Below are 24,096 nucleotides of genomic sequence, written 5' to 3'. Positions count from 1 at the left end.
TTCTCCTTATGCCCTATGGTTTAGGGAACAATTACATTTTTTGTGCTTTTTCAATAACATCGTCAATTGAACCTGCCATATAGAATGCTTGTTCAGGAATGTCATCATATTCACCATTTAAGATACCTTTAAAACCACGAATAGTTTCTTTTAAAGATACATACTTACCTGGAGTACTATTAAATACTTCAGCAACGAAGAATGGTTGCGATAAGAAACGTTCAACTTTACGTGCTCGAGATACCACGAGTTTATCTTCTTCAGATAATTCATCCATACCAAGAATGGCAATAATGTCTTTTAACTCTTTGTAACGTTGTAATATTCCTTGAACACCACGTGCGGTATCATAATGCTCTTGACCTACAACCAATGGATCTAATTGACGTGAAGTTGAATCTAAAGGATCAATCGCAGGATAAATACCTAAAGATGCAATTTGACGGCTTAGTACCACAGTTGAGTCTAAGTGAGCAAAGGTCGTCGCTGGTGATGGGTCAGTTAAGTCATCGGCTGGTACATATACCGCTTGGATTGACGTAATTGATCCTGTTTTAGTTGAAGTAATACGCTCTTGTAATACACCCATTTCTTCAGCCAATGTTGGTTGATAACCTACTGCTGATGGCATACGACCTAAAAGAGCTGAAACCTCGGTTCCTGCAAGAGTATAACGATAAATATTATCGACAAAGAATAATACATCTCGTCCTTCTTCACGGAATTTTTCGGCCATTGTTAAACCCGTTAATGCAACACGCAAGCGGTTACCTGGTGGTTCATTCATTTGGCCATAAACCAGTGATACTTTGTCTAATACATTAGAGTCTTTCATTTCATGGTAGAAATCGTTACCTTCACGGGTACGTTCTCCTACCCCTGCAAATACAGAATAACCAGAATGCTCAATTGCAATATTACGGATTAACTCCATCATATTTACAGTTTTACCTACACCAGCACCACCGAATAAACCAACTTTTCCCCCTTTTGCGAAAGGGCAGATTAAGTCGATTACTTTGATACCTGTTTCAAGTAATTCTGTACTATTTGCTTGATCTTCATAACTTGGTGCTTCACGGTGAATAGACCAACGTTCTTCTTCTCCGATCTCACCTTTTTCATCAATAGGATCACCTAATACATTCATAATACGACCCAAAGTCTTCGTTCCTACTGGAACTTGAATTGGGTTATTTGTATTTACTGCCTCTAAGCCACGTTTTAAACCATCAGATGTACCTAATGCAATACAACGTACTACACCACCGCCTAATTGTTGTTGAACTTCAAGGGTCAAACCTGCTGACTCAACTTTTAAGGCATCATACACTTTTGGTACTGAATTTTGTGGAAACTCAACATCGATTACTGCGCCGATGATTTGGACTATTTTTCCAGTTGCCATTACCGTTCCTCTTTTATTTAAATTGCAGCAGCGCCTGCCACAATTTCATTTAACTCATTTGTAATGCTTGTTTGACGAGCTTTGTTATACACTAATTGTAAATCATCAATTAGTGAACCAGCATTATCTGTTGCTGCTTTCATTGCTACCATTCGAGCTGCTTGTTCAGAAGCTAGATTATCCACTATTGCTTGGTAAACTTGGGACTCAAGATAACGTACTAATAATGAATCTAGTAATACCTCTGGATTTGGTTCATAAATATAATCCCATAATCCATTGTTATTTAGATCATCGTTATCGAGCTTTGGCAATGGAAGTAACTGTTCAATTGTAGGCTCTTGAGTCATCGTATTTACAAAACGGTTAAATGCAATATAAACTACATCAATTTCACCATTACGATACGCTTCAATCATTGTATTGACTGAGCCAACAACTTGTTCCATTTGTGGATTATCGCCTAAGCCTGTAACTTGACTTGTTACTTTTAACCCTGTTGGTTTAAAGAACGCTACAGATTTTGAACCCACCAAACCAAGTTCAACACTAACGTTTTTGTCTTTCCACGCTTTTAACTTGCCTAAAGTAGCTTTAAACAAGTTGATGTTAAGACCGCCACATAAACCACGATCTGTAGAAATAACTAAATATCCTACATTTTTTACATCACGTTGAACCAAAAACGGGTGCTTATAACCAATGCTTCCTTTCGCAATATGGCTGATCACCTTACGTATCATTTCTGAATACGGACGTGATGCAGACATACGCTCTTGCGTTTTACGCATTTTAGAGGTAGCAACCATTTCCATTGCTTTTGTGATCTTTTGGGTATTTTGAACACTTGCAATTTTGGTTCTTATCTCTTTAGCACCTGCCATTTTTATTCTCCGCTAAAGTTTAACTTACCACGAACTGTTCTTTTTGAAACTCTTAACAATGTCAGTTAATTGATCTTTGATTGAATCATTATAATCGCCTGATTTTGTTAAATCTTTCATAAAGTCGGCATAATTGTTTTCTGCATACTCTAAAAGACTAGTTTCAAATGAACTGATACGTTCAAGTTCTACATCATCAAGATAACCAAACTCAGCAGTAAATAATACAATCGCAAGCTGTGCAACAGACATTGGTGCATATTGTTTTTGTTTAAGTAATTCAGTTACTTTTTGACCATGTGAAAGCTGTTTACGTGTTGCTTCATCAAGATCTGAGGCAAATTGCGCAAAGGCTGCTAGTTCACGATACTGTGCAAGTGCGGTACGAATACCACCAGACAATTTCTTAACAACTTTAGTTTGTGCAGCACTACCTACACGAGAAACCGAGATACCTGGGTTTACCGCTGGGCGAATTCCCGCATTAAATAAACTTGATTCTAAGAAAATTTGACCATCTGTAATAGAGATTACATTAGTAGGTACAAACGCAGAAACATCACCTGCTTGAGTTTCAATAATTGGCAATGCAGTTAATGAACCTGTTTTACCTTTAACTTCGCCGTTGGTGAATTTTTCTACGTAATCAGTATTTACTCGAGAAGCACGTTCTAATAAACGTGAATGTAAATAGAATACGTCACCTGGGAATGCTTCACGACCTGGTGGACGACGAAGAAGTAGTGATACTTGACGATAAGCCACGGCTTGTTTTGATAAATCATCATAAATGATCAATGCATCTTCACCACGATCACGGAAATATTCACCCATTGTACAACCAGCATAAGGTGCTAGATATTGTAATGCAGCTGATTCTGATGCACTTGCTACAACCACAATGGTATTGTGTAGTGCATTATGTTCTTCTAATTTATGTACTACGTTAGCTACAGTTGATGCTTTTTGACCAATTGCAACATAGACACATTTAATACCAGAATCACGTTGGTTAATGATAGCATCAATTGCTAGTGCTGTTTTACCAGTTTGACGGTCACCGATAATCAATTCACGTTGACCACGACCAATTGGTACCATTGAATCGACAGCTTTATAACCAGTTTGAACAGGTTGATCAACGGATTGACGTTCAATTACCCCTGGAGCAATGACTTCAATAGGAGAAAAACCATCATTCTCTATTTCCCCTTTACCATCGATAGGTTGACCCAATGTATTTACAACACGACCAAGTAACCCTCGACCAACAGGCACTTCTAAGATACGACCAGTACATTTTACTGTCATACCTTCGGCTAAGTCTGCGTAAGGTCCCATTACTACCGCACCCACTGAATCTCTTTCTAAGTTCAATGCGATTGCATAACGATTGCCAGGTAATTCAATCATTTCGCCTTGCATTACATCAGCAAGACCATGAATTTTGATAATACCATCACTTACTGAAACGATTGTACCTGTACTTTGAGCTTCACTAACCACTTCAAATTTGGCAATTCGTTTTTTAATTAACTCACTAATTTCTGTTGAATTTAGTTGCATATTTTATTCCTCTTACAAGCATAACTCATTTGCTAAGCGATCTAATTGTCCTCGGCTACTACTGTCAATCACAATATCATCATAACGAATGATAACACCTGCGATTAATTCTTTTGACACCTTAGAGACAATTCGCACTTTACAATTAAGTCGCTTCTCCATCGCTGTTGCGATTTTAGTTTCATTAGCTTTACTTAACTTTGTTGCAGAGATAACTTCAATATCTTTAATTGATTCATACTCTGATCGCAATTGAATAAATGCTTTTAATACTGAAGGCAACACCGTTAAACGTTGATTTTCAGCCATAATACGAATGAAATTTTGCCCATATTGATCGAGCTGATTTTCACAAATTCCAATAATGACTTCTGAAATTTGCTGTGGCGATGATGCTGATTTTAAATAATTTGTTACTTGTTCATCTTGGATAACAAGTGTGACAAATTGTAACATCTCCTGCCATTTATCTAACTGATCATTTTCTAAAGCAAAATCAAAAGTCGCTTTAGCATAGGGGCGAGCTACTGTACTAATTTCTGACATAGCTCCTCCTTATTATAGTTCTGCAACTAATTTATCAATAATGTCATTGTTTGCCGCAGCATCAATATTGCGACCCACAATTTTCTCTGCTCCTGCAACAGCTAAGGCAGCGACTTTTTGACGAAGCTCTTCTTGAACACGTTTACGCTCATTTTCAATTTCAGCATAACCTTGTTCAATAATACGTGCTTTCTCAATCTCTGCTTCGGCTGTGACAGAATCCAAAATTTCATTACGACGTTTATTTGCCAAATCAACAATGTGTTGCGCTTCTTCTTTTGCTTTTAAAATTTCTTGTTCTGCAAGATTTTTTACTTCAGCTTGTTCTTGTTTCGCTTTTTCAGCAGAAGCAAGGGCATTAGCAATTTCTGCTTGACGCTCTTCTATTGCTGTTATAATTCTTGGCCATATATATTTCATACAAAACGTAACAAATAGTACGAATGTAATCATTTGACCAATTAATGTTGCATTTAAATTCACAATGCCTCCTTAAATCGGATTAATCACTCTAAAAGAGTAACTATTGTTAATAAAAAATCCGACTATTACTATGATAGTAAAGAGATGAATGGGTTTGCAAAAATGAATAGTAACGCAATACCTACAGCAATCATAGAAATAGCATCTAAAAGACCTGCAACAATAAACATTTTTGTTTGCAAACTATTTGCTAACTCAGGTTGACGAGCAGATGATTCTAAGAATTTTCCACCTAAAATACCAAAGCCAATTGCTGTACCTAGTGCCGCAATTGCAAGTAAGATTGATGCACCAATGATTGTTGCTGTAATTACAGATTCCATAGTTTTCTCCAATTAAGGTTAAAGGAAATTGACCCAAAGGGTCGGTTAATAAAAAGTTAATAATTAAAAGCAGAATAACATTATTATTTGTTATTCTATTTTAAATAGTTAATGCTCTGATTTGTTATAAGCAATACTCAAATATACTATCGTTAGCATCATAAAAATAAATGCTTGTAAGGTGATAATTAGAATATGAAATACCGCCCAAGCCCACTGCAATGGTAAACCTAAAACTTGTAATAAAACGTTATCAGCAGTGTACATAACAGCGATTAGAACAAAAATCAATTCTCCCGCATACATATTACCAAACAAACGAAAAGCTAATGATATTGGTTTTGCTATTAAAGTAACAACTTCTAAAATTAAATTTACAGGAATCATTATTGGATTATTAAAAGGATGTAAAGTATATTCCTTTACAAAGCCTTTCCAACCTTTTGATTTTATTGTATAAAATATAATTAAGAAGAAAATACAGATAGAAAGTCCCAATGTTGAATTAATATCCGCTGTTGGAACAGCTCGAAGGTGTTCAATTCCAAACAAATGAGCCATTTGTGGTGGTATGTCGACTGGGATTAAATCGATTGCATTCATAATAAATACCCAACAGAATATTGTTAATGCAATAGGTCCAACAACATTACGAGGTCCTTCAAAATTGTCACGAACCACGCCATCAACCCATTCAATCACCATTTCGACAGCACATTGTAATTTACCTGGAACACCAGATGTTGCATTTTTAGCAACTTTGCGAAAGATCCAAAGGAATAAGGCACCAGATACAAAAGTAAAGAATAGTGTATCTAAATGAATACTCCAAAATGAATCACCAGAAGCTAAAAATGTTAAATGGTGTGTAATATATTCAGCAGTAGTTTGCCCAGCCATAATTTACCCTTCTAAATAAAAGAAATGTTAATTCTTTTTTATTTTAATTCCTTCTTTTTTTATTACAAAAGGAACTAAACTATTACATATAAGTATTAAAAAATACCCTAAAAAAAACACAATTACATCTATTTTTAAATAAAATTTAAAAATCAAAATAAGTAGAACAATAGTAACCAACCATTTTATCGCTTCACCTGTATAAAAGACAGTGATTTGTTGCTTTTCTTGGGATGACTTTCTAAAAAATACCCAATAAGTAAACAAACAATGGGGTATAAAACCCGCAACAGTTCCCAAAATGTAAGAAGAAAGTGAGTTAAATTTAACGACACTAATACTTATTGAACTTACTATTAAAATATACAGTGTGATTCTTATTGCTTTTAAATAGGTTTGCTTTGCCTGATTGATTACCGCTGACATTTAATATCCCATCAAATTAATAAAATTAACTGTTACTAGCCTATTGTTATGCAACCTGTAGATTATACACATCTACCTATGCGATTCAACAATAAATCTTTTAAATTGTACAAATATAATTTTGATTAGAAATTATTTTAGTCAATTCCTAATTCACTCCAAATATCATCTATTTTTTTTACTATCTTTGGATCTTTAATAATCGGTGTTCCCCACTCTCTATTCGTTTCACCTTGCCATTTATTGGTAGCATCAATGCCCATTTTGGAACCAAGTCCCGCTACTGGCGAAGCAAAATCTAAATAATCAATTGGAGTATGTTCAATCATTGTGGTATCACGGGCTGGATCACAACGAGTAGTGATTGCCCAAATCACATCTTTCCAATCTCGAGCATTGATATCATCATCACACACAATTACATATTTGGTATACATAAATTGACGTAAGAAAGACCAAACACCCATCATTATACGTTTGGCGTGTCCTGCATACTGTTTTTTTATAGTAACGACAGCCAAACGATAAGAACATCCCTCTGGAGGTAAATAAAAATCCACAATTTCGGGGAATTGTTTTTGTAAAATAGGGATAAAAACTTCATTCAAGGCTTCACCTAATACCGCAGGTTCATCAGGTGGACGACCCGTGTAAGTAGAATGATAAATAGCATCTTTTCGCATTGTGATATGGGTAATAGTAAATACAGGAAAATGATCTTGCTCATTATAGTAACCCGTATGATCACCATAAGGACCTTCTAATGCCGTTTCATTTGGATCAATATAACCTTCTAATACAATCTCAGCACTGGCAGGAATTTCTAAATCATTAGAAATAGATTTAGTGACTTCCGTTTTATTACCACGTAATAATCCAGCAAAAGCATATTCTGAAAGTGTATCAGGGATAGGCGTTACCGCCGCTAAAATAGTGGCAGGGTCTGCTCCTAACACGACAGAAACAGGAAAAGGTTCATTAGGGTGTTGTTGTTGCCATTCTTGAAAATCTAATGCTCCTCCTCGATGAGAAAGCCAACGCATAATTAATTTATTTTTTGCTAATAACTGTTGGCGATAAATTCCTAAATTTAAGCGTTTTTTGTAAGGACCTTGCGTAATTGTCAGTCCCCAAGTCACTAAAGGTGCCACATCATCAGGCCAACATTTCATAATGGGTAATTGATACAAATCCACCTCATCCCCAGTTAAAATTATTTGTTGGCAAGGTGCTTTTGTGACAGTTTTACTTGGCATATTTAACACTTGTTTCCACTGAGGAAGTTGTCCCATTAACCCTTTTAAACCCTTAGGCGGTTCAGGTTCTTTTAAAAATGCTAATAATTTACCTAGTTCACGTAATGCTTTAACATCATTTTGTCCCATTCCTAAAGCAACACGCTCAGGCGTTCCAAATAAATTACATAAAACAGGCATAGTATAGCCTTTAGGATTTTCAAAAAGCAGAGCAGGACCACCAACACGTAAAGTTCGATCAGCGATTTCTGTCATTTCTAAATTAGGATCAATTTCTTGAGAGATTCGTTTTAGCAGTCCTTTTTGCTCAAGTAAATCCAAAAATTCACGCAGATTTTTATAATTCATACCACTTTTAACCTTTATTTGAATATTGATTGCAGTATAACGAAATTACAAAAAAATAATAACCACAAAAAAATTATTGCTTTTTATTTTTGTTTTGTTAATATCGCACAACTTTTATAACAAAGGAGATAAAAATGTTAAAAAAAACTACTTTAAGCCTAGCTATTTTAGGGATGGCTACGGTGACGCACGCAAATGTACTTACAACTATTAAACCTTTAGGTTTTATTGCAAATGCCATTACCGATGGTGTAACTGAGACGGATGTTTTGTTACCTACTAGTGCTTCCCCTCACGATTACAGTTTAAAACCTTCAGATGTGCAGAAATTGAAATCTGCAGATTTGATTGTATGGATTGGTGATGAAATGGAAACTTTTTTGGAAAAAAGTATCGAGAAATTACCTCAATCATCTGTATTAACCCTAGAAAGCATACCTGAAATTAAAGAAATAGTAGAACATACTGATAAAAGAGTTAGAATTAAACTTGATGAAAAGCATCATAATGATGAACATGATCGTCATAGTGAACACGAACATCACGATGATAATGATGAACATAAACATCATACACACCATCATCACAGTCATAATCACGATTGGCATATTTGGATTTCTCCAGAAATGAGTAGCATTATTGCTGAGCAAATCGCAAAACGATTAAGTGAAAAATTACCTGCTAAGAAAACAAAAATCGAAGCAAATCTTACAGAATTTAAACTTGGATTGGCTAAGGTGAATATAGAAATAGCTAAACAACTTTTACCTGTAAAAGATAAAGGTTATTACACTTTCCATGCTGCTTATGGTTATTTTGAAGATGCTTATGGGTTGAAATCCTTAGGAGCATTTACAATGAATCCAACTGTTGCTCCTGGAGCAAAAACATTAGAGAAAATTAAAGCAAATATCAAAACTCATCAAGCAGCCTGCTTATTTACTGAACCACAATTCACCCCTAAAGTGGTTGAACGTTTAAGTAAAGGAGTGCAAGTAGGTGTTGGAAGATTAGATCCATTAGGTGGAAATATTAAACAAGGTAAGACAGCATATCTAGAATATTTAAGATCACTTGCGACAGCCTTTGAACAATGTTTAAGTAAGTAATTTATTGACTAATTAAGCGGTTACATTGAAAGAACTTTTTGCAAATTTTCAGTATAATGTCACCGCTTAAATCTTATCATTTATTATTTAATTGCTCTTATTAAACTTAACTAATGCTTTATCAAATTGTTCTGCAACTTGTGGATTAACTGTGCTAAATATTGACGAGGTTAGTGTGATAAAAGAGCACATTAAGAAACCAGGTATAATTTCATAAAGATTAGCAAGATCGATCCAACCTAAATATTGTATTAGTGGCTTCCAGACCACAACCATTATCGCTCCCGATAACATTCCCCAAAGAGCGGCTGTTGAACTAATATTACGGTTAAATAGAGATAAGATGATTACTGGTCCAAACGCTGCACCAAACCCTGCCCAAGCATAAGAAACAAGCCCCATTACTTTCGATGATGGATCTTGTGCAATGGCAATGGCTACAACTGCAATTGCCAATACCATTAGTCGTCCAACCCAAACTAATTCCTTGCTTGATGCTGCTTTACGGATAAATCCTTTATAAAAATCTTCTGTAATCGCCGCTGAACACATTAGTAATTGTGCAGATAGGGTACTCATCACCGCAGCCAAAATGGCAGAAAGAACGATACCAACGATCCAAGGGTTAAACATTAATTTGGATAATTCAATAAAAACAGTTTCTGAATTTTCTAATTCAATATTATTTGCAGAGAAATAGGCTAAGCCAAAGTAGCCCACCGCAACTGCACCACCTAGACATAAAAACATCCAGCTAATACCAATATGGCGAGCTCTCTTTAATGATTTCAGTGAATCTGCTGCCATAAAACGGGCGAGAATATGAGGTTGCCCAAAATAGCCTAATCCCCAAGCCAATGCAGAAATAACACCAATACCAGAGACATTATGTAACCAATTAGAATAAGGAATATGCGTTACTGCGGATTTTACTGTTAGTGCAGTATTAATTTCTTCCCAACTCAAATTAATTAAAACCATTACTGGAGCAAGTAATAATGCAAAAAACATCAATGTTGCTTGAATGGTATCACTCCACGAAACAGCCAAATAACCGCCAATAAAGGTATAAGTGATCGTTGCTAATGCTCCCAACCAAAGTGCGGTGCTATAGTCTAATCCTAAAAAGCTTTGGAATAATTTGGCGCCTGCAACAACACCTGATGCACAGTATATAGTAAAGAAAAATAAAATAATTGAAGAAGAAATTATTTTTAACGCTTTCTCTTGTTGAGGAAAACGTTGTGCAAAAAATTCAGGTAAAGTTAATGCATTCTGATAACTTGCCGTAAAAATACGTAATCGACCTGCAACCACGCGATAATTTAAGTATGCACCAATGGTTAAACCGACGGCTATCCACGCTTCTGAGAGACCTGAAACAAAGATCGCACCCGGTAACCCCATCAATAGCCAACCAGACATATCCGAAGCCCCTGCTGACATTGCGGTCACAAAACTACCCATTTTACGCCCACCCAAAATATAATCATCAAAATTATCAGTGGAACGATAGGCATAGATACCTATACCTAAAATAATAACGAGATAAAGTCCAAAAGTAATATAAATTTGCATAATAAGTTTTCCTTTTTTTTATTGTTCTTGTGCTGCCATTAAAGACGCATTTCCGCCTGCTGCGGTGGTATTTTCACTACGAGAAAACTCATCATAAAGAGGCATTAAATCTTGAGTTTCTCTCCAATCATAACATTTAAAAATAGCGGGGCTATTTTGGGCTACCCAAAGGCGTTGCTCTTTCGTTATATTTTCTAAATAAACCCCTTTTTGACAATGCCCTAAGGTTTTTGCTACTCGAACATTATCAAGGTTTAATTTAGCCAATGGATGTTGTGGCTCAACTAATACACTAAAACCTGCGGCTAATAATTTTTCTGCGGCTTGTTTTGCTTGTTCTAATGAACCATCAAAAATAGCCACTTCACAAGGTAAATAGGCTAATGAATTATCTTCACCTGTAATGCTCTCCAACAGTGGTTTAGCATTAGCTAAAGCCATTTCATCGCCAAACTGACTATAATATTGTGTTGTTTTGGTTAAGCGTTGTAAATAGAATTCGCCACCTGCTTTTGGTCCTGTTCCTGACTGGCTATGTCCACCAAAAGGCTGAACCCCCACAACTGCACCAACAATATTTCTATTAATATAAAAATTACCGCAATTTAGATGTTTTTCAACAAAATCCATCTGCTTATAAATTCGGCTATGACAACCTCCCGTCAGTGCATACCCTTTTGCATTGACTTCAGCTAACACATTAGCGAGGTTCTCTTTTTTATAAGTAACGATATGTAAAATAGGTCCAAAGACTTCTCGCTCTAGCTGTGCCAAGTTATCTAATATATAAACAGCAGGTGCGACAAAATGCCCTTCTTTAGGGGATTTAAGTTCTACATAACGCTGTGCTATTTGACGCATTTTCATTTTGTGATTGTCTAAATTTTGTAGTGCTTCCTTGTCAATAACAGGACCAACATCAGTGGCAAGTTGTGTTGGGTTTCCTACTTTTAACTCTTTCATTGCCTCACATAGCATTGAGTAAATTTTATCGGCAACATCTTCTTGTAATAATAAAATACGTAATGCAGAGCAACGTTGTCCTGCTGAATCAAAAGCAGAGTTTAAGACATCTGCAATCACTTGTTCTGCCAGAGCAGAAGAATCAACCACTAACACATTTTGTCCACCTGTTTCTGCAATAAAAACAGGATCATTATCTGTTTGTGCTAATTGTTCATTGATCAGTTTTGCTACTTCCGTTGAACCAGTAAATACCACTCCATCAAAAGGTTGTTTTACCAATGCTGCACCAATATCACCCGTGCCTAATACTAATTGCAATGCACTACGAGGTAAGCCTGCTTGGTAAAATAATTCAACTGCAGCAGCGGCAATTAATGAAGTTTGCTCAGCAGGTTTTGCTATCACCACATTCCCTGCTGCCAAACTTGCGGCAATTTGCCCTGTAAAAATCGCTAATGGGAAGTTCCAAGGTGAGATACATAAAATTTTGCCTCTTGGTTCAGCAAGTTTATCCAATTGAGCCAATTTTTCTAACTGAACCGCATAATAACGTAAGAAATCCACAGCCTCTCGCAATTCTGCAATAGCATTTGGTAAAGTTTTACCTGCTTCCAGAATAGCAATTTTCATTAGTAATGCTGCATTCTCTTCGTAAAGATTGGCGGTTTTACGTAAAACATCTGCTTTTGAGGTAGCATCAAAATTATTCCACTCGGTCATCGTTGCACTTCCAAAAACTTGTTCTACTGCGTCTGCTTTTAAAAATGAAACCTCGCCTACTTTACTAGACAGATCCGCAGGATTAAAAACAGAATGACTTTGGTGGTGAATAGTCTTATTTGCAAAATTTACTAAAGATGTGACCGCTTTAATTTGTGTTTTTTCAAAACCTTTCTCTAATTGTTCAAGGGTAAACTCATTGGTTAAATCAAAACCTTGTGAATTTTTACGATCACTAAATAACTCCAATGGTAATTTTACCGCCTTGTTTCGCTCACCTTGAGATTTTTCATAAAGTTTCCAAGGTGGTGTCACTAACTGTTCTGCGGGAATGGTTTCATCGATCAGTTGATGTACAAAAGAGGAATTAGCCCCATTTTCTAATAAACGACGCACTAAATAGGCGAGCAGGGTTTCGTGCGTGCCAACAGGAGCATAAACACGAACTAAACGATCAAAATTCTCTTTTCCAACTACATTATCATATAAATTCTCGCCCATTCCATGTAAGCATTGAAATTCATAATTTTTATCTTTACCTAATTCATAAATCGTACATAAACTTTGTACGTTATGGGTCGCAAATTGTGGATAAATCACATCTTGAGCCGTTAATAATTTTTTAGCACAAGCAATGTAAGAAATATCGGTATGATTTTTTCGAGTATAAACAGGGAAGCCTTCCAATCCTTCCATTTGAGCCCATTTAATTTCACTGTCCCAATACGCCCCTTTTACCAAACGGATCATTAAATAACCCTGTTTTTCACGGGCTAATTCAATTAAATAATCAATCACTTTAGGACAGCGTTTTGAATAGGCCTGAATAACAAAACCAATTCCTTTATAGCCTTTTAATTCAGGTTCATCTAATAATTTTTCAACTAAATCTAAAGAAAGCTCTAAACGGCTGGCTTCCTCAGCGTCAATATTAATACCAATATTGTATTTTTTACCTAACAACATTAGTTGTTTTAGTTTTGGGTAAAGTTCGTCCATAACACGATCATATTGCGAACGAAAATAACGTGGATGAATGGCGGAAAGTTTTACTGAAACGCCATTTGATTGAAAAATATCTTTATCTGCAGAATCTCTACCAACGGCTTCGATGGCATTAATATAATCTTGAAAATACCGCTCGGCATCAGAAGCTGTCATTGCTGCTTCACCTAGCATATCAAAAGAGAAACAAAATCCTTTCTCAACACGTTTTTTTACTCGATGAAGGGCATTTTTAATATCTGTTCCTGTGACAAACTGAACACCTAAAATACGCATTGCTTGTAGCATTGCGAGTCGCATAGCGGGTGCAGATAAACGTGCAAAACTACGAGTTAACGCATTAGAAAGGGTTTCTTCATCAAAACTACCGCTTAATTTTTTACCCAGTAACAAACCGTAGCTAGCTGCGTTAATAAAGATAGAAGAAGATCGCCCAATATGACTTTGCCAATTGCCCTCTTTTAATTTATCGTGAATTAATTCATCTTGTGTTTCTTCATCTGGAATACGTAATAATGCTTCCGCTAAACACATTAATGCTATTCCCTCTTCATCACCCAATGAAAACTCTTGCATTAAAGCATCAATGCCATAGCTATTCTTCTTAATATTACGCACTTTATTAATTAAATTTACGGCATTTTTTTGAATGGCATTTTCTTGCTCGGGAGTAAAAGTTAAGGTTTCATATAACTGATCAACCGCTTTTTTTTCATCAATGCGATAATATGAAGTGATATCACGACGTAATTGACTATATTTTTTAGAAAGAGAAAAAGACATAACACACCATTCCTATTTATTTTGTAAAAACATTGTAAAAAAATAGCAATTAAAGTGTTAATAGTAAACTACAAATTATAAATTTTGTGAAATTATCTGCAACTTTAGAAAAATCAAGCGGTACGATTATCAAAAAAATTTGCAAATTTTTGTAATAATCGTACCGCTTGTAGTAGGGCTATTTATTTAGAAATAAATTAACTTTTTGCTTTTTCTGCTGCTTTAACAATTACTGCAAAAGCATCTGCTTTAAGTGAAGCTCCACCTACTAACGCACCATCAATATCTGGTTGTGTAAATAGGTCTGCTGCATTTGAATCATTTACTGAACCACCGTACTGGATAATTACTTGATCTGCGACTGCTTGAGATTTTGCAGCGATGTGATCACGGATTGATTTGTGAATTGCTTGAGCTTGCTCAGGAGTGGCAGATTTACCTGTTCCGATTGCCCAAATTGGTTCATACGCAATGATCGCACCGTTAAATGCTTCAACACCTAATGTGTTTAATACGGCATCAATTTGACGTTGGCAAACTTCTTGGGTTTTACCTTCTTCATTTTCTTGTTCCGTTTCACCGATACATAACACAGGCACTAAACCCGCTTCTTTTAACGCACCGAATTTTTGTGCTACAAATTCATCACTTTCTTTGTGGTATTGACGACGCTCAGAATGACCGATGATAATGTATTTTGCACCAAAATCTTTTAACATTTCAGTTGAAATATCGCCCGTGAATGCACCAGATTGTTTTAAATCCACATTTTGTGAACCTAATGCAATCACAGATTGACCAGTTAGTGCCGCTTCAGCTTCAGCTAAATACATTACTGGTGGTGCAATTGCGACATCACAGCCTTTCACTTCTTTTAATTCTGCTTTTAAGCCTTCAACTAATTGTTTTGTGAATGCTTTGCTACCGTTTAATTTCCAGTTACCCATTACAAGTGGACGACGTGCCATTTTTTTCTCCTAATAATAATTAATAAAAAACTGTCTAACTATATCAAAATTTTAGTATTTTTTTATTTTTTTCTACAAATTTAATGATCTAGTTCAGAAAATAAGGAATATTTATTGGATTAATTCCCCATTTTTTAGGTAATAATATTTAGATCACTGCTATTAAATTCATAAGGCAATGGTTGATCTGTGATAATTTGGTCAAAGCGATCAATAGGACAAATATAAGCCTGTTGTGCTTTATTAATTTTAGAATGATCAAAAACAAGAATGCTTTGCTCTGTTTTTGCCATTGCCTTTAGTTTTGTTTGTACTTCATTAAAATAGAAGCAAGTCACTCCTTTGCTATCGCTCACGCCAGCTGCTGAAATAAAGGCTTTGGTCGTACAAATATTATCTAATTCATTTGATAAACTAATTGAATTTAAGTAGCTATTTTGACGAGAATAACTTCCACCACAAAGAATCAGTTCACAATATGGATATTCTTGTAAAACCAAAAAGGTATTAATAGAACAACAAACGGCTGTAAATTTTAATGAGCGGGGAATTTGTGATGCAATAAAGGGAATAGTTGATCCACCATCAAAAAAAACCACATCATTTTCAACAAGTTGCGATGCGGCAAGTTTTCCTACATACATTTTTTCTGCAATATGCTTAGTTTCTTGCTCTAGAATAATATAATTATTTTGGCTATTGGTTTGAGGCGATTTAACAATATATCCACCGAGTAAAGTAACGGAGTTTGTATTGTTACTGAGATCTCGTCGGATCGTCATTTCTGAAACGTTTAAAATTTCTGCCGCATCACGCAGATGAATTTTATCCATTTTTTTTAGTAAGAAATTGAGTTGTTGAATGCGAGAATGTACTTTGCTCATAGTGTCCTCAATATTTTTAACTTAGGCTATTATCTTATAAATTTTATAAAATTGAAATAGCTGTATTCTTATACATACAATAAGACTATTGTCGTTTTAACAGTTAAACCACATTTTCTTCATTACGTAGCTGATTTAAAAAACTGAGGTAATGAGAAATCAAGTCGTTGTTATAAATAACGCCGATTAACTTTGGATTATTTTCACCATCTAATACGGGGATAAAATTAACATTTATTTTAGGCATCACTTCCATTGCTCGCCAAATAGAAGAGGCACGATAAACAAATTCAATGGATTTTTGAGCGATATCTTCAATAATGATATCTTCTTCTTTTTTCGTATTTTTATAGAGTTCAATGTCAACTAATCGTATTCGACCAAGGAGATAATTATGTTCATCCACCACAAAAGCAATATTTTTATGATTATCGAGCATTTGACGTTCTGCACTATCCAGACTTATTGAGCCATTCAGTACCAGATAATCTTGTGATATTAAACTATTGATACTGTGGGTTTCTGTATATAGTCGATCTCGTCCGTGTTCTAAATCTAGTCCTCGAGCTTTCAGTTGTAAGTCAAAGAAAGAGGAGGTGCCCATAAAACGGTAAGCCGTAATATTTGCCATTACTACAGCGAGCATTACGACACTGACAATTTGGAAATCTCCTGTAATTTCAATAGTAATTAAAATCATTGAAATAGGTGCACCAATAACTGCAGAGATCATTGCAGCCATAGTAGTAATGATAATAATTTCTGGTGAAAAAGAGAGTAGAGGAAATAATAATTGGATAACACCAGCAATAAGTCCTCCCAGTGCCGCACCAGTAAAAATGGTCGGTCCAAATATTCCTCCAGGGATGCCAAAGCCGAAAGTGAGAACGGTTGCAGCACCTTTTGCCATAAAAATAAAGAATAGTGCCATCAGGGTATAACTATGCCCCGTCATTAAATTATTCATTGCATCTAAGCTACTTCCAGCAGCCTCTGGTACAGTAACAATAATGAATGACGTTAAAATAGCGGCAATAAGTAGTTGATGAAACATTGCGAGTTTTATTTTTGCGTTAAAACGTTGTACCCACATAATATGGCGAATTTGCATAATACCAATAAAGGCGGCAACTATTCCGCCGAATGCAGCAATAAAATAAGTCGTGACATCGAAAGAATAGTGAGCAGGTAAGTTAAAGAAGATGGCTTTATCAAATAACTTACTACTGATAACGTAGCTGGTTACCGCAGAAATGGTAATAGGAGCAAAAGCACGAATGGAAAAAAAACGTAGTAAAACTTCGTGAACAAAAATGACTGCACCGAGTGGTGAGTGAAAAATTGCTGCAATTGCAGCCGCTGCCCCACAACCAATACTAATATAACGATGAACAGGACGAATCCATTTTAAGCGATGAAATAATATACCCGCCCCACTTCCAAGTTGGACTGTTGGTGAATAATAGCCGACAGAAAATCCAAAACCAATAGAAAATATGGATGCAAATGCGGAAAGTAGTGAAGATTTTGCATTTATTTTACCATTTTTAGTGTGAATACCAGAGATTAAATCTGTTGGACTATGTTGGCGGTGTTCAGGTATTTTTTGTAGAAGATAGTACAGTATAGGACACGCAATTAAAGGACCAAGAGCGAAAAGTAACCATTGGGGAACAAAAGTTAATAAATGGTTAGTCTCTCGCCAATAGGTTGCGAGAAGATGGAAACTTTTTTCATAAGCCGCTGCAATAAAGGCGACCATTATCCCTAATACAACGGCATAAATAATAACCCCTATACTATGAATAATATCTTGTTTATTTAATTTAAAATCTTCAAACATAATTTGTAAAAAATAAAAATAATCTTACCGCTTGTTTTGGTTTATATTAACGCTTCACCATCATTTTTCTAATTTCTGTTGCTAATCGTTCATATCTTACTCTTAAGGGTGAACCCGGTCGGTAAATTAAACCAATATCTCTAAAAGGTTCAGGTTCTTTAAAGGGAATATAATGTATTTGTTTATCTGATTTTTGTTGCATAGCTAACTCTGGAACTAATGTAATTCCCATATTGGTTGCCACCATATTTTTTAATGTTTCTAAACTTCTTGCTTTAAAATGTTTATCTTCTTTTCCTCCAACAGATAAACAATAACTTAATGCTTTATCCCTTAAACAATGTCCATCATCAAGTAATAACATTTCTTTTTCAGCAAGATCAGATAAAGCAATTTCAGTTAAATTCCCCCATTTGTGCTGAGTTGAAACGGCGAGTTGGATTGTTTCTTTAAAAATAGGCACTTCAATAAAAGATTCAGTTTCTCGACAAAAGGCTAATAAGCCACAGTCTAGTTGTCCAGTCTCTAATTGTTGTACAAGTTCAGCTGTTTGAAGTTCATAAATATAGAGTTCTAATTGGGGAAATAATTTTGCTAAATGAGGTAAAATTATCGGTGATAAATAAGGGGCTAGAGTTGGAATAATTCCAATATGCAAAGGACCAGACATCTCTTTGCCTTGATTGCTTGCCATATCTTTAAATACTTTCACTTCTCTTAATATCGCTTTAGCTTGATCAACAAGGATTAATCCTGCTTGAGTAAATAACACTTTACGGCTTGTTCTTTCAAGTAATATTGTACCTAATTCATTTTCTAATTTTCTGATTTGACCACTGAGAGTGGGTTGGCTAACATTACAAGAATCCGCCGCTTTACGGAAATGCTTAAACTCTGAAAGAGCAATTAAATATTCAAGATCACGAATATTCATAGAAATCCCCTATAAAAACCTATTGATATAATAGGCGACATTATGACATAAATCAGTGTAAAATAGTCAACAGTTTTTTAGAAAAACACCTCAATTAAATAGGAGAAAAAAATTATGTCTTTACAAGATATTTCAGGTCAAAAAGTACCACAGGTTACCTTCCACACACGTCAAGAAGACAACTGGGTTGATGTAACAACTAACGATATTTTTGCAGGTAAAACTGTCATCGTATTCTCATTACCAGGTGCATTCACACCAACTTGTTCTTCAACTCACTTACCTCGTTATAACGAATTAGCGAGCGAATTTGAAGCATTAGGTGTTGATGATATCTACTGTTTATCAGTAAATGATACTTTTGTAATGAATGCGTGGAAAGCTGATCAAGATGCGAAAAACATCAAAGTGATCCCAGACGGTAGTGGCGAATTTACCAAAGGTATGGGAATGTTAGTAAGCAAAGATGATTTAGGCTTCGGCGATCGTTCTTGGCGTTATTCTATGCTTGTGAAAGATGGCGTAATTGAAAAAATGTTCATCGAACCACAAGAACCAGGCGACCCATTCAAAGTATCTGATGCTGATACAATGATCAAATACTTAAAACCTGATTGGCAACCAAAACAATCTGCATCAATTATTACAAAACCAGGTTGCCCATTCTGTACAAAAGCGAAAATGCTATTAGAAGAAAAAGGCATTGCTTATGAAGAAATCGTTTTAGGTCGTGATGCAACAATGACTTCTGTTCGTGCAATTACTGGTCGTGCAACAGCACCACAAGTATTTATTGGCGGAAAACACATTGGCGGATTTGACGATTTAGCAAAATATTTTTCATAATTGCAAAAAGGTTAAATAAAGTAACCGCTAAAAACCCTTATTCGCTTGAGTAAGGGTTTTTTATATTCTACAGTTTTGAGGAAAATTTCTCTTTTTTGTCCTTTATACCTATATTCTTGGTACTAAAAGATAAATTCATCAAGCTATTCTATCAAGAATAACTATCCATAATTTAGATGAGTGACTTTATTGCAGGGCAAGATAGTATTTAAAATCTAATAAAAATCCTCACAAAACATTATTAGGCATAAGTATAGCGGGTAGATCCAGTTAAAAATTTAGGCTCTCCCAAAAATCAAGTGGGTAAGTTATAATCAGGGCAACCGCGTACTTTGTCTATAAATTAATCACACACACCAAAAATAAGCTCAGACCTCATTTCATCAGACCAGCCAGCTGATTTCAGCTTGCTTTTCATACTATTTTTAGCTGGATGTAGTCGTGCTAAATTAAGCCCTAAACGCCTAATTATTGCCATATTTTCAACGCCATCCCCCAAATAAATCGTACTATCATCTTCTTTAAAAACAACATCAAGTACCCAATGCGCTTTATTTTCAACTTCCCAATGACCCCTAATATATTTCGCAAAGTCTTCGCAAGGAACATCTAAGCTACTGATATAAAATACTTTTTCTTCACTTTTCTTGCCATTGTCTTCTCTTATCCTATGAACTTGAATAAGGCTTTTAATTCCTGTCCAACCTTGAGATTCCAAAAGCCAATCACTTATTGGTAATTTTGAATAATACCGTTGATCTATTCGACTTCTTTCACAGTTAACTTCTTGAAACTTATCTATTTTTATTGATTTTTCTCGCACTACTTTATGAAAATAACTTTCTATTTCGTTTCTAAATTTCTTATGATTATTTTTCAATGGCATCACATAATCACTCTTCTTTTCTATGATTTTCTTCGCTATTTTCTTTTGCGTATTCATCGCATCTACCGTAATGACGGCTTGATTTAGCTCTAAAATATCTATCATTTCTAGAATGCTTTCATTCTCATTTTTCTTACTTTTGGACTTATTTTGAGCTAAAATTAATCCTCTTGAACAGCTCCAAGCCGTAATACTATGTAGCGCATTATGAGGCTCTAAATGTGAACTATTTTTTAATGTTTTACCATCTATTGCAATACACTCTTTACCTTGTGATTTTCGTATCTCATTGATAAAATTAATAAAAATATAATTTAATTTCTCAGGATTTATCCGTCTTACAATACGAGCAATCGTATCATCAACAGGAATACCATTTTCAAAATCTCGGTATTTTCGTAACCATTTTATATTCAATTTACCAAACTGATGAATTTCACTCCATCCTTCTGCACCTGATATTACCGCACTTACGACAAGAAAAATAACATCTAAGAAGTCATATTTTTTGTTTATATCTTTGCGAGGGTCTTCTAAATCTTTAAAAGCTGATAATATATTCATTTTTACACCTATTTGTTATTGAATAATAGGTGCTATTAGATCATATTTTTAAGAAAAGTGCGATCTTGCCCTGAAGTTATAATAATCATCATGATGAAATATTTATTTGAACAAGCGTTATCTATTAACGCACCTTGGTTTATTGCCAAGATAAACTTTGACGATCAAAAAGGACGTCTTGATATCCACTTAGACTTTGCTCGTGGCAGTCATTTTGCAGACAAAGATGGTCGCCTCTGTCCAGTACATGATACTGTTAACAAGACTTGGTGACACTTAAACTTCTTTCAACACGAATGCTATTTACACGCACGTATTCCTCGTATTAAGTGCGATAATGGTAGTGTAAAGCTCATTACACCTGATTGGTCTGGAAAACTATCTGGCTTTACCTTATTATTTGAAGCATTGTTGTTACAGCTAGCTATCTCTATGCCGGTCAGCAAGGTTAGTCAGCTGGTAGGCGTATCAGAATATAAAATTTGGGCTATGCTAGACAAGTACGTTGAGCAGGCACTTTCTGAACAAGATTTATCAACAATTGAACAGATAGGTATTGATGAAACTTCAATTGCTAAAGGTCATAGCTACATTAGTCTGTTTGTCGACTTATACCAACGTCGTACTATTCACATCAGTGAAGGAAAAGGAAGCGATACAATCTGTGATTTTGTTGCTCATCTTACAAAACAAAATGGTACAGCAGAGCAAGTGAAAGAAGTCAGTTGTGATATGTCGCCAGCCTTTATTAAAGGGGTGTCAGAGTCATTGCCAGAAGCAAAAATAACCTTTGATAAGTTTCATATTTTAAAGCTCATTAATGAGGCAGTTGATAGTGTGAGAAGAACTGAGGCAAAAACTAATCCATTACTAAAAGGCAACCGTTATACAGTACTCAAGAATGATGCAAATTTAACGGCAAAACAAAGAGAAGCCAAATCATCGCTGTCAAAACTAAATCTTAAGACGATGCGGGCTGTGAGCATGCGAGAAACGTTTCAACAGCTATATTCATCACCTGATTTATTTTCATTTGAACAGGCTCTAAAACGTTGGTATTTCTGGGCAACACACAGTCAATTATCACCAATGATAAAAGTAGCAAAGACGATTAAGAAACATTGGAATGGTGTGTTGCACTGGGTTGATAGTAAGATTAACAATGGTATTTTAGAAGGGCTCAACTCGGTACTACAAGCAGCCAAAAGAAAAGCCAGAGGTTACAAAGTAAAACATTTTAAAACAATGGCTTTTTTATTGACTGGAAAACTAGATTTTACAGCTCAGAACCCTTATTTACCCACTTGATTTTTGGGAGAGCCAAAATTTACTACTTTTATGCTCGCTGATTTTTAATAACATTTAGTTATTGATTTTATGAAATCAATAGGTAAGGATTGCCCTTACCTTGAGTTATAAGTTTCACTCCTTTAGAATTTCTTGTAGATTAGGGTTATCTTTTTCATTAGTTATATAATGACCATCAAATATACTTGTTTCAAATTGTGTTAGTTTAGGATTGAGTTCCATAATTAATGTTTTTAGATCAGTTAAATCTTGAAATATAATTCCATCAGCACCTATTTGCTTACCAATAGCCTCATCATCTCTGTTATAACCAATCAATTCTGTGGCTAAGGGCATATCAATGCCATAGACATTAGGATAACGAACTGCTGGTGCAGCTGAAGCAAAATAAACCTTTTTTGCTCCCATCTCTCGAGCCATTTTGATAATTTGCTTTGATGTTGTTCCACGTACAATAGAATCATCTACTAGTAAGACATTTTTCCCCTCAAATTCACTACGAATAGGATTGAGTTTACGTCGCACAGATTGTTGTCGTTGTGCTTGGTTAGGCATAATAAAAGTACGTCCAATATAATGGTTTTTTACAAAACCAAATCGACAGGGTAAGTTTAAATACCGAGCCATTTCAATGGCGGCTGTTCCACTTGTTTCTGGTATAGGAATAATGACATCAATATCGTGATGTGACCATTCGCGCTGTAATTTTTGAGCTAATTTGATACCTTGTGCCATACGAGAATGATAAACCGAGACACCGTCCAAAATAGAGTCAGGACGGGATAAATAAATATATTCAAATAAGCAAGGAGTAGTTTGTGGATGGTCTACACAAATTTGAGTAAAACATTCTCCTTGTGTACTAATAAAAATAGCTTCTCCTGCTTGAATATCTCGTTCTAACTTAAAACCACAGATACTTAAAGCTGCACTTTCGGATGCAACCATATACTCCGTTCCTTTATCTGTTTGGCGGCTTCCATAGACGAGAGGTCGTATACCATAAGGATCTCGAAATGCGACAATACCGTAGCCAGTAATAAGTGTTACAACTGCATATCCACCACGAATTCGTTGATGAACTTGAGTAATTGCTTGAAAGATATCTTTTGCAGTAGGGGTTTTTGCTCCTTGTCTCTGTAGCTCATGAGCAAAAACATTTAATAATATTTCTGAATCAGAATAGGTATTAAGGTGCCGCAGATCATTACTATGAATTTCTTCAATTAATTGAGCGGTATTTGTCAAATTACCATTATGAGCTAGTGCGATACCGTAGGGTGCGTTAACGTAGAAAGGTTGAGCTTCTGCCACATTATTTGTACCTGCAGTTGGGTATCGAACGTGTCCAATACCAATATTTCCTGTTAATTTTTTCATATGGCGAGTACGAATAACCTCTCTGACTAATCCATTTTCTTTTCGCATATAAAATTTACCATTATCGCCAGTAACTATTCCAGCAGCATCTTGCCCACGGTGTTGTAACACCGTAAGGGCATCAAAGATAATTTGATTTACATAATTTTGAGCAACAACAACACCAACAACACCACACATTT

The 24,096-nt window shown here is 35.4% G+C and carries 20 protein-coding genes and 1 pseudogene; 4 read left to right on the top strand and 17 right to left on the bottom strand.

The genetic code is table 11. The features are described 5' to 3' along the window. Positions 1–31: 31 nt before the first annotated feature. From atpD to ubiD, 9 genes are all read right to left on the bottom strand, one after another. Complete coding sequence (atpD, locus tag U9966_RS01490) at positions 32–1,408, bottom strand: F0F1 ATP synthase subunit beta (protein WP_211599397.1); 1,377 nt, start codon at positions 1,406–1,408, stop codon at positions 32–34. Positions 1,409–1,425: 17 nt separating this feature from the next. Further along, positions 1,426–2,292, bottom strand: coding sequence for a F0F1 ATP synthase subunit gamma (gene atpG / locus U9966_RS01485; protein ID WP_306347523.1), 867 nt, complete (start codon positions 2,290–2,292; stop codon positions 1,426–1,428). Between the two features lie 24 nt (positions 2,293–2,316). After that, the gene (atpA, locus tag U9966_RS01480; protein WP_306347522.1) at positions 2,317–3,858 is read right to left on the bottom strand and encodes a F0F1 ATP synthase subunit alpha; all 1,542 of its coding nucleotides are present in this window, start codon (positions 3,856–3,858) and stop codon (positions 2,317–2,319) included. A 12-nt stretch (positions 3,859–3,870) separates the two neighbouring features. Further along, entirely contained in the window at positions 3,871–4,404 is a 534-nt protein-coding gene (gene atpH / locus U9966_RS01475) for a F0F1 ATP synthase subunit delta (RefSeq protein WP_306347521.1), read from the bottom strand. 12 nt (positions 4,405–4,416) lie between these two features. Continuing rightward, positions 4,417–4,887 (bottom strand): F0F1 ATP synthase subunit B, encoded by a 471-nt coding sequence (gene atpF, locus U9966_RS01470; RefSeq protein WP_306347520.1) that lies wholly within the window; start codon positions 4,885–4,887, stop codon positions 4,417–4,419. Positions 4,888–4,955: 68 nt separating this feature from the next. Beyond that, on the bottom strand, positions 4,956–5,210 hold the full coding sequence (gene atpE, locus U9966_RS01465; protein WP_211599402.1) for a F0F1 ATP synthase subunit C: 255 nt from the start codon (positions 5,208–5,210) through the stop codon (positions 4,956–4,958). A gap of 108 nt (positions 5,211–5,318) precedes the next feature. Further along, positions 5,319–6,110, bottom strand: coding sequence for a F0F1 ATP synthase subunit A (gene atpB, locus U9966_RS01460; protein WP_211599403.1), 792 nt, complete (start codon positions 6,108–6,110; stop codon positions 5,319–5,321). A 27-nt stretch (positions 6,111–6,137) separates the two neighbouring features. Beyond that, complete coding sequence (locus U9966_RS01455; RefSeq protein ID WP_213156445.1) at positions 6,138–6,536, bottom strand: ATP synthase subunit I; 399 nt, start codon at positions 6,534–6,536, stop codon at positions 6,138–6,140. 137 nt (positions 6,537–6,673) lie between these two features. Further along, positions 6,674–8,140 (bottom strand): 4-hydroxy-3-polyprenylbenzoate decarboxylase, encoded by a 1,467-nt coding sequence (ubiD, locus tag U9966_RS01450; protein WP_306347519.1) that lies wholly within the window; start codon positions 8,138–8,140, stop codon positions 6,674–6,676. Positions 8,141–8,274: 134 nt separating this feature from the next. Between ubiD and znuA the strand changes: the two genes are divergently transcribed. Continuing rightward, the gene (gene znuA, locus U9966_RS01445; protein WP_306347518.1) at positions 8,275–9,249 is read left to right on the top strand and encodes a zinc ABC transporter substrate-binding protein ZnuA; all 975 of its coding nucleotides are present in this window, start codon (positions 8,275–8,277) and stop codon (positions 9,247–9,249) included. A gap of 87 nt (positions 9,250–9,336) precedes the next feature. Here znuA and putP read toward each other — a convergent pair whose 3' ends face one another. From putP to oxyR, 6 genes are all read right to left on the bottom strand, one after another. Continuing rightward, a complete protein-coding gene (putP, locus tag U9966_RS01440) occupies positions 9,337–10,827 on the bottom strand; it encodes a sodium/proline symporter PutP (RefSeq protein WP_306347517.1) in 1,491 nt (496 codons plus the stop codon). An 18-nt stretch (positions 10,828–10,845) separates the two neighbouring features. Continuing rightward, positions 10,846–14,301 carry a bifunctional proline dehydrogenase/L-glutamate gamma-semialdehyde dehydrogenase PutA gene (gene putA, locus U9966_RS01435; protein WP_306347516.1) on the bottom strand — a complete coding sequence of 1,152 codons (3,456 nt, stop codon included), beginning with the start codon at positions 14,299–14,301 and terminating at the stop codon, positions 10,846–10,848. Positions 14,302–14,498: 197 nt separating this feature from the next. Beyond that, on the bottom strand, positions 14,499–15,269 hold the full coding sequence (tpiA, locus tag U9966_RS01430; RefSeq protein WP_090919705.1) for a triose-phosphate isomerase: 771 nt from the start codon (positions 15,267–15,269) through the stop codon (positions 14,499–14,501). A gap of 134 nt (positions 15,270–15,403) precedes the next feature. Beyond that, positions 15,404–16,153, bottom strand: coding sequence for a DNA-binding transcriptional repressor DeoR (deoR, locus tag U9966_RS01425; RefSeq protein WP_306347515.1), 750 nt, complete (start codon positions 16,151–16,153; stop codon positions 15,404–15,406). A gap of 103 nt (positions 16,154–16,256) precedes the next feature. Further along, positions 16,257–17,996, bottom strand: a complete 1,740-nt coding sequence (locus U9966_RS01420; RefSeq protein ID WP_306347514.1) for a chloride channel protein — start codon at positions 17,994–17,996, stop codon at positions 16,257–16,259. A gap of 46 nt (positions 17,997–18,042) precedes the next feature. Beyond that, positions 18,043–18,930 (bottom strand): DNA-binding transcriptional regulator OxyR, encoded by an 888-nt coding sequence (gene oxyR, locus U9966_RS01415; protein ID WP_306347513.1) that lies wholly within the window; start codon positions 18,928–18,930, stop codon positions 18,043–18,045. A 114-nt stretch (positions 18,931–19,044) separates the two neighbouring features. On the opposite strand from oxyR, the gene U9966_RS01410 reads away from it, so the two are divergent. Continuing rightward, positions 19,045–19,776 (top strand): glutathione peroxidase, encoded by a 732-nt coding sequence (locus U9966_RS01410; RefSeq protein WP_306347512.1) that lies wholly within the window; start codon positions 19,045–19,047, stop codon positions 19,774–19,776. Between the two features lie 343 nt (positions 19,777–20,119). Here the strand turns inward: U9966_RS01410 and U9966_RS01405 are convergent, their stop codons facing one another. Further along, positions 20,120–21,226: an ISAs1 family transposase gene (locus tag U9966_RS01405; protein ID WP_322631706.1), complete on the bottom strand. Its 1,107-nt coding sequence runs from the start codon at positions 21,224–21,226 to the stop codon at positions 20,120–20,122. 90 nt (positions 21,227–21,316) lie between these two features. On the opposite strand from U9966_RS01405, the gene U9966_RS01400 reads away from it, so the two are divergent. Continuing rightward, positions 21,317–21,499: a hypothetical protein gene (locus U9966_RS01400; RefSeq protein WP_306346810.1), complete on the top strand. Its 183-nt coding sequence runs from the start codon at positions 21,317–21,319 to the stop codon at positions 21,497–21,499. A gap of 12 nt (positions 21,500–21,511) precedes the next feature. Next, a pseudogene (locus U9966_RS01395) lies at positions 21,512–22,534 on the top strand (ISL3 family transposase); the annotation flags it as partial. A gap of 114 nt (positions 22,535–22,648) precedes the next feature. On the opposite strand, the gene purF reads toward U9966_RS01395, so the two are convergent. Further along, positions 22,649–24,094 (bottom strand): amidophosphoribosyltransferase, encoded by a 1,446-nt coding sequence (purF, locus tag U9966_RS01390; protein WP_425325398.1) that lies wholly within the window; start codon positions 24,092–24,094, stop codon positions 22,649–22,651. Between the last annotated feature and the right edge of the window lie 2 nt (positions 24,095–24,096).

The sequence above is a fragment of the Pasteurella atlantica genome, assembly GCF_963693435.1.
Classification (GTDB): domain Bacteria; phylum Pseudomonadota; class Gammaproteobacteria; order Enterobacterales; family Pasteurellaceae; genus Phocoenobacter; species Phocoenobacter atlanticus.
Note: the sequence above shows the minus strand (reverse complement) of the source record. Positions and strands in the feature narration are given on the sequence as shown.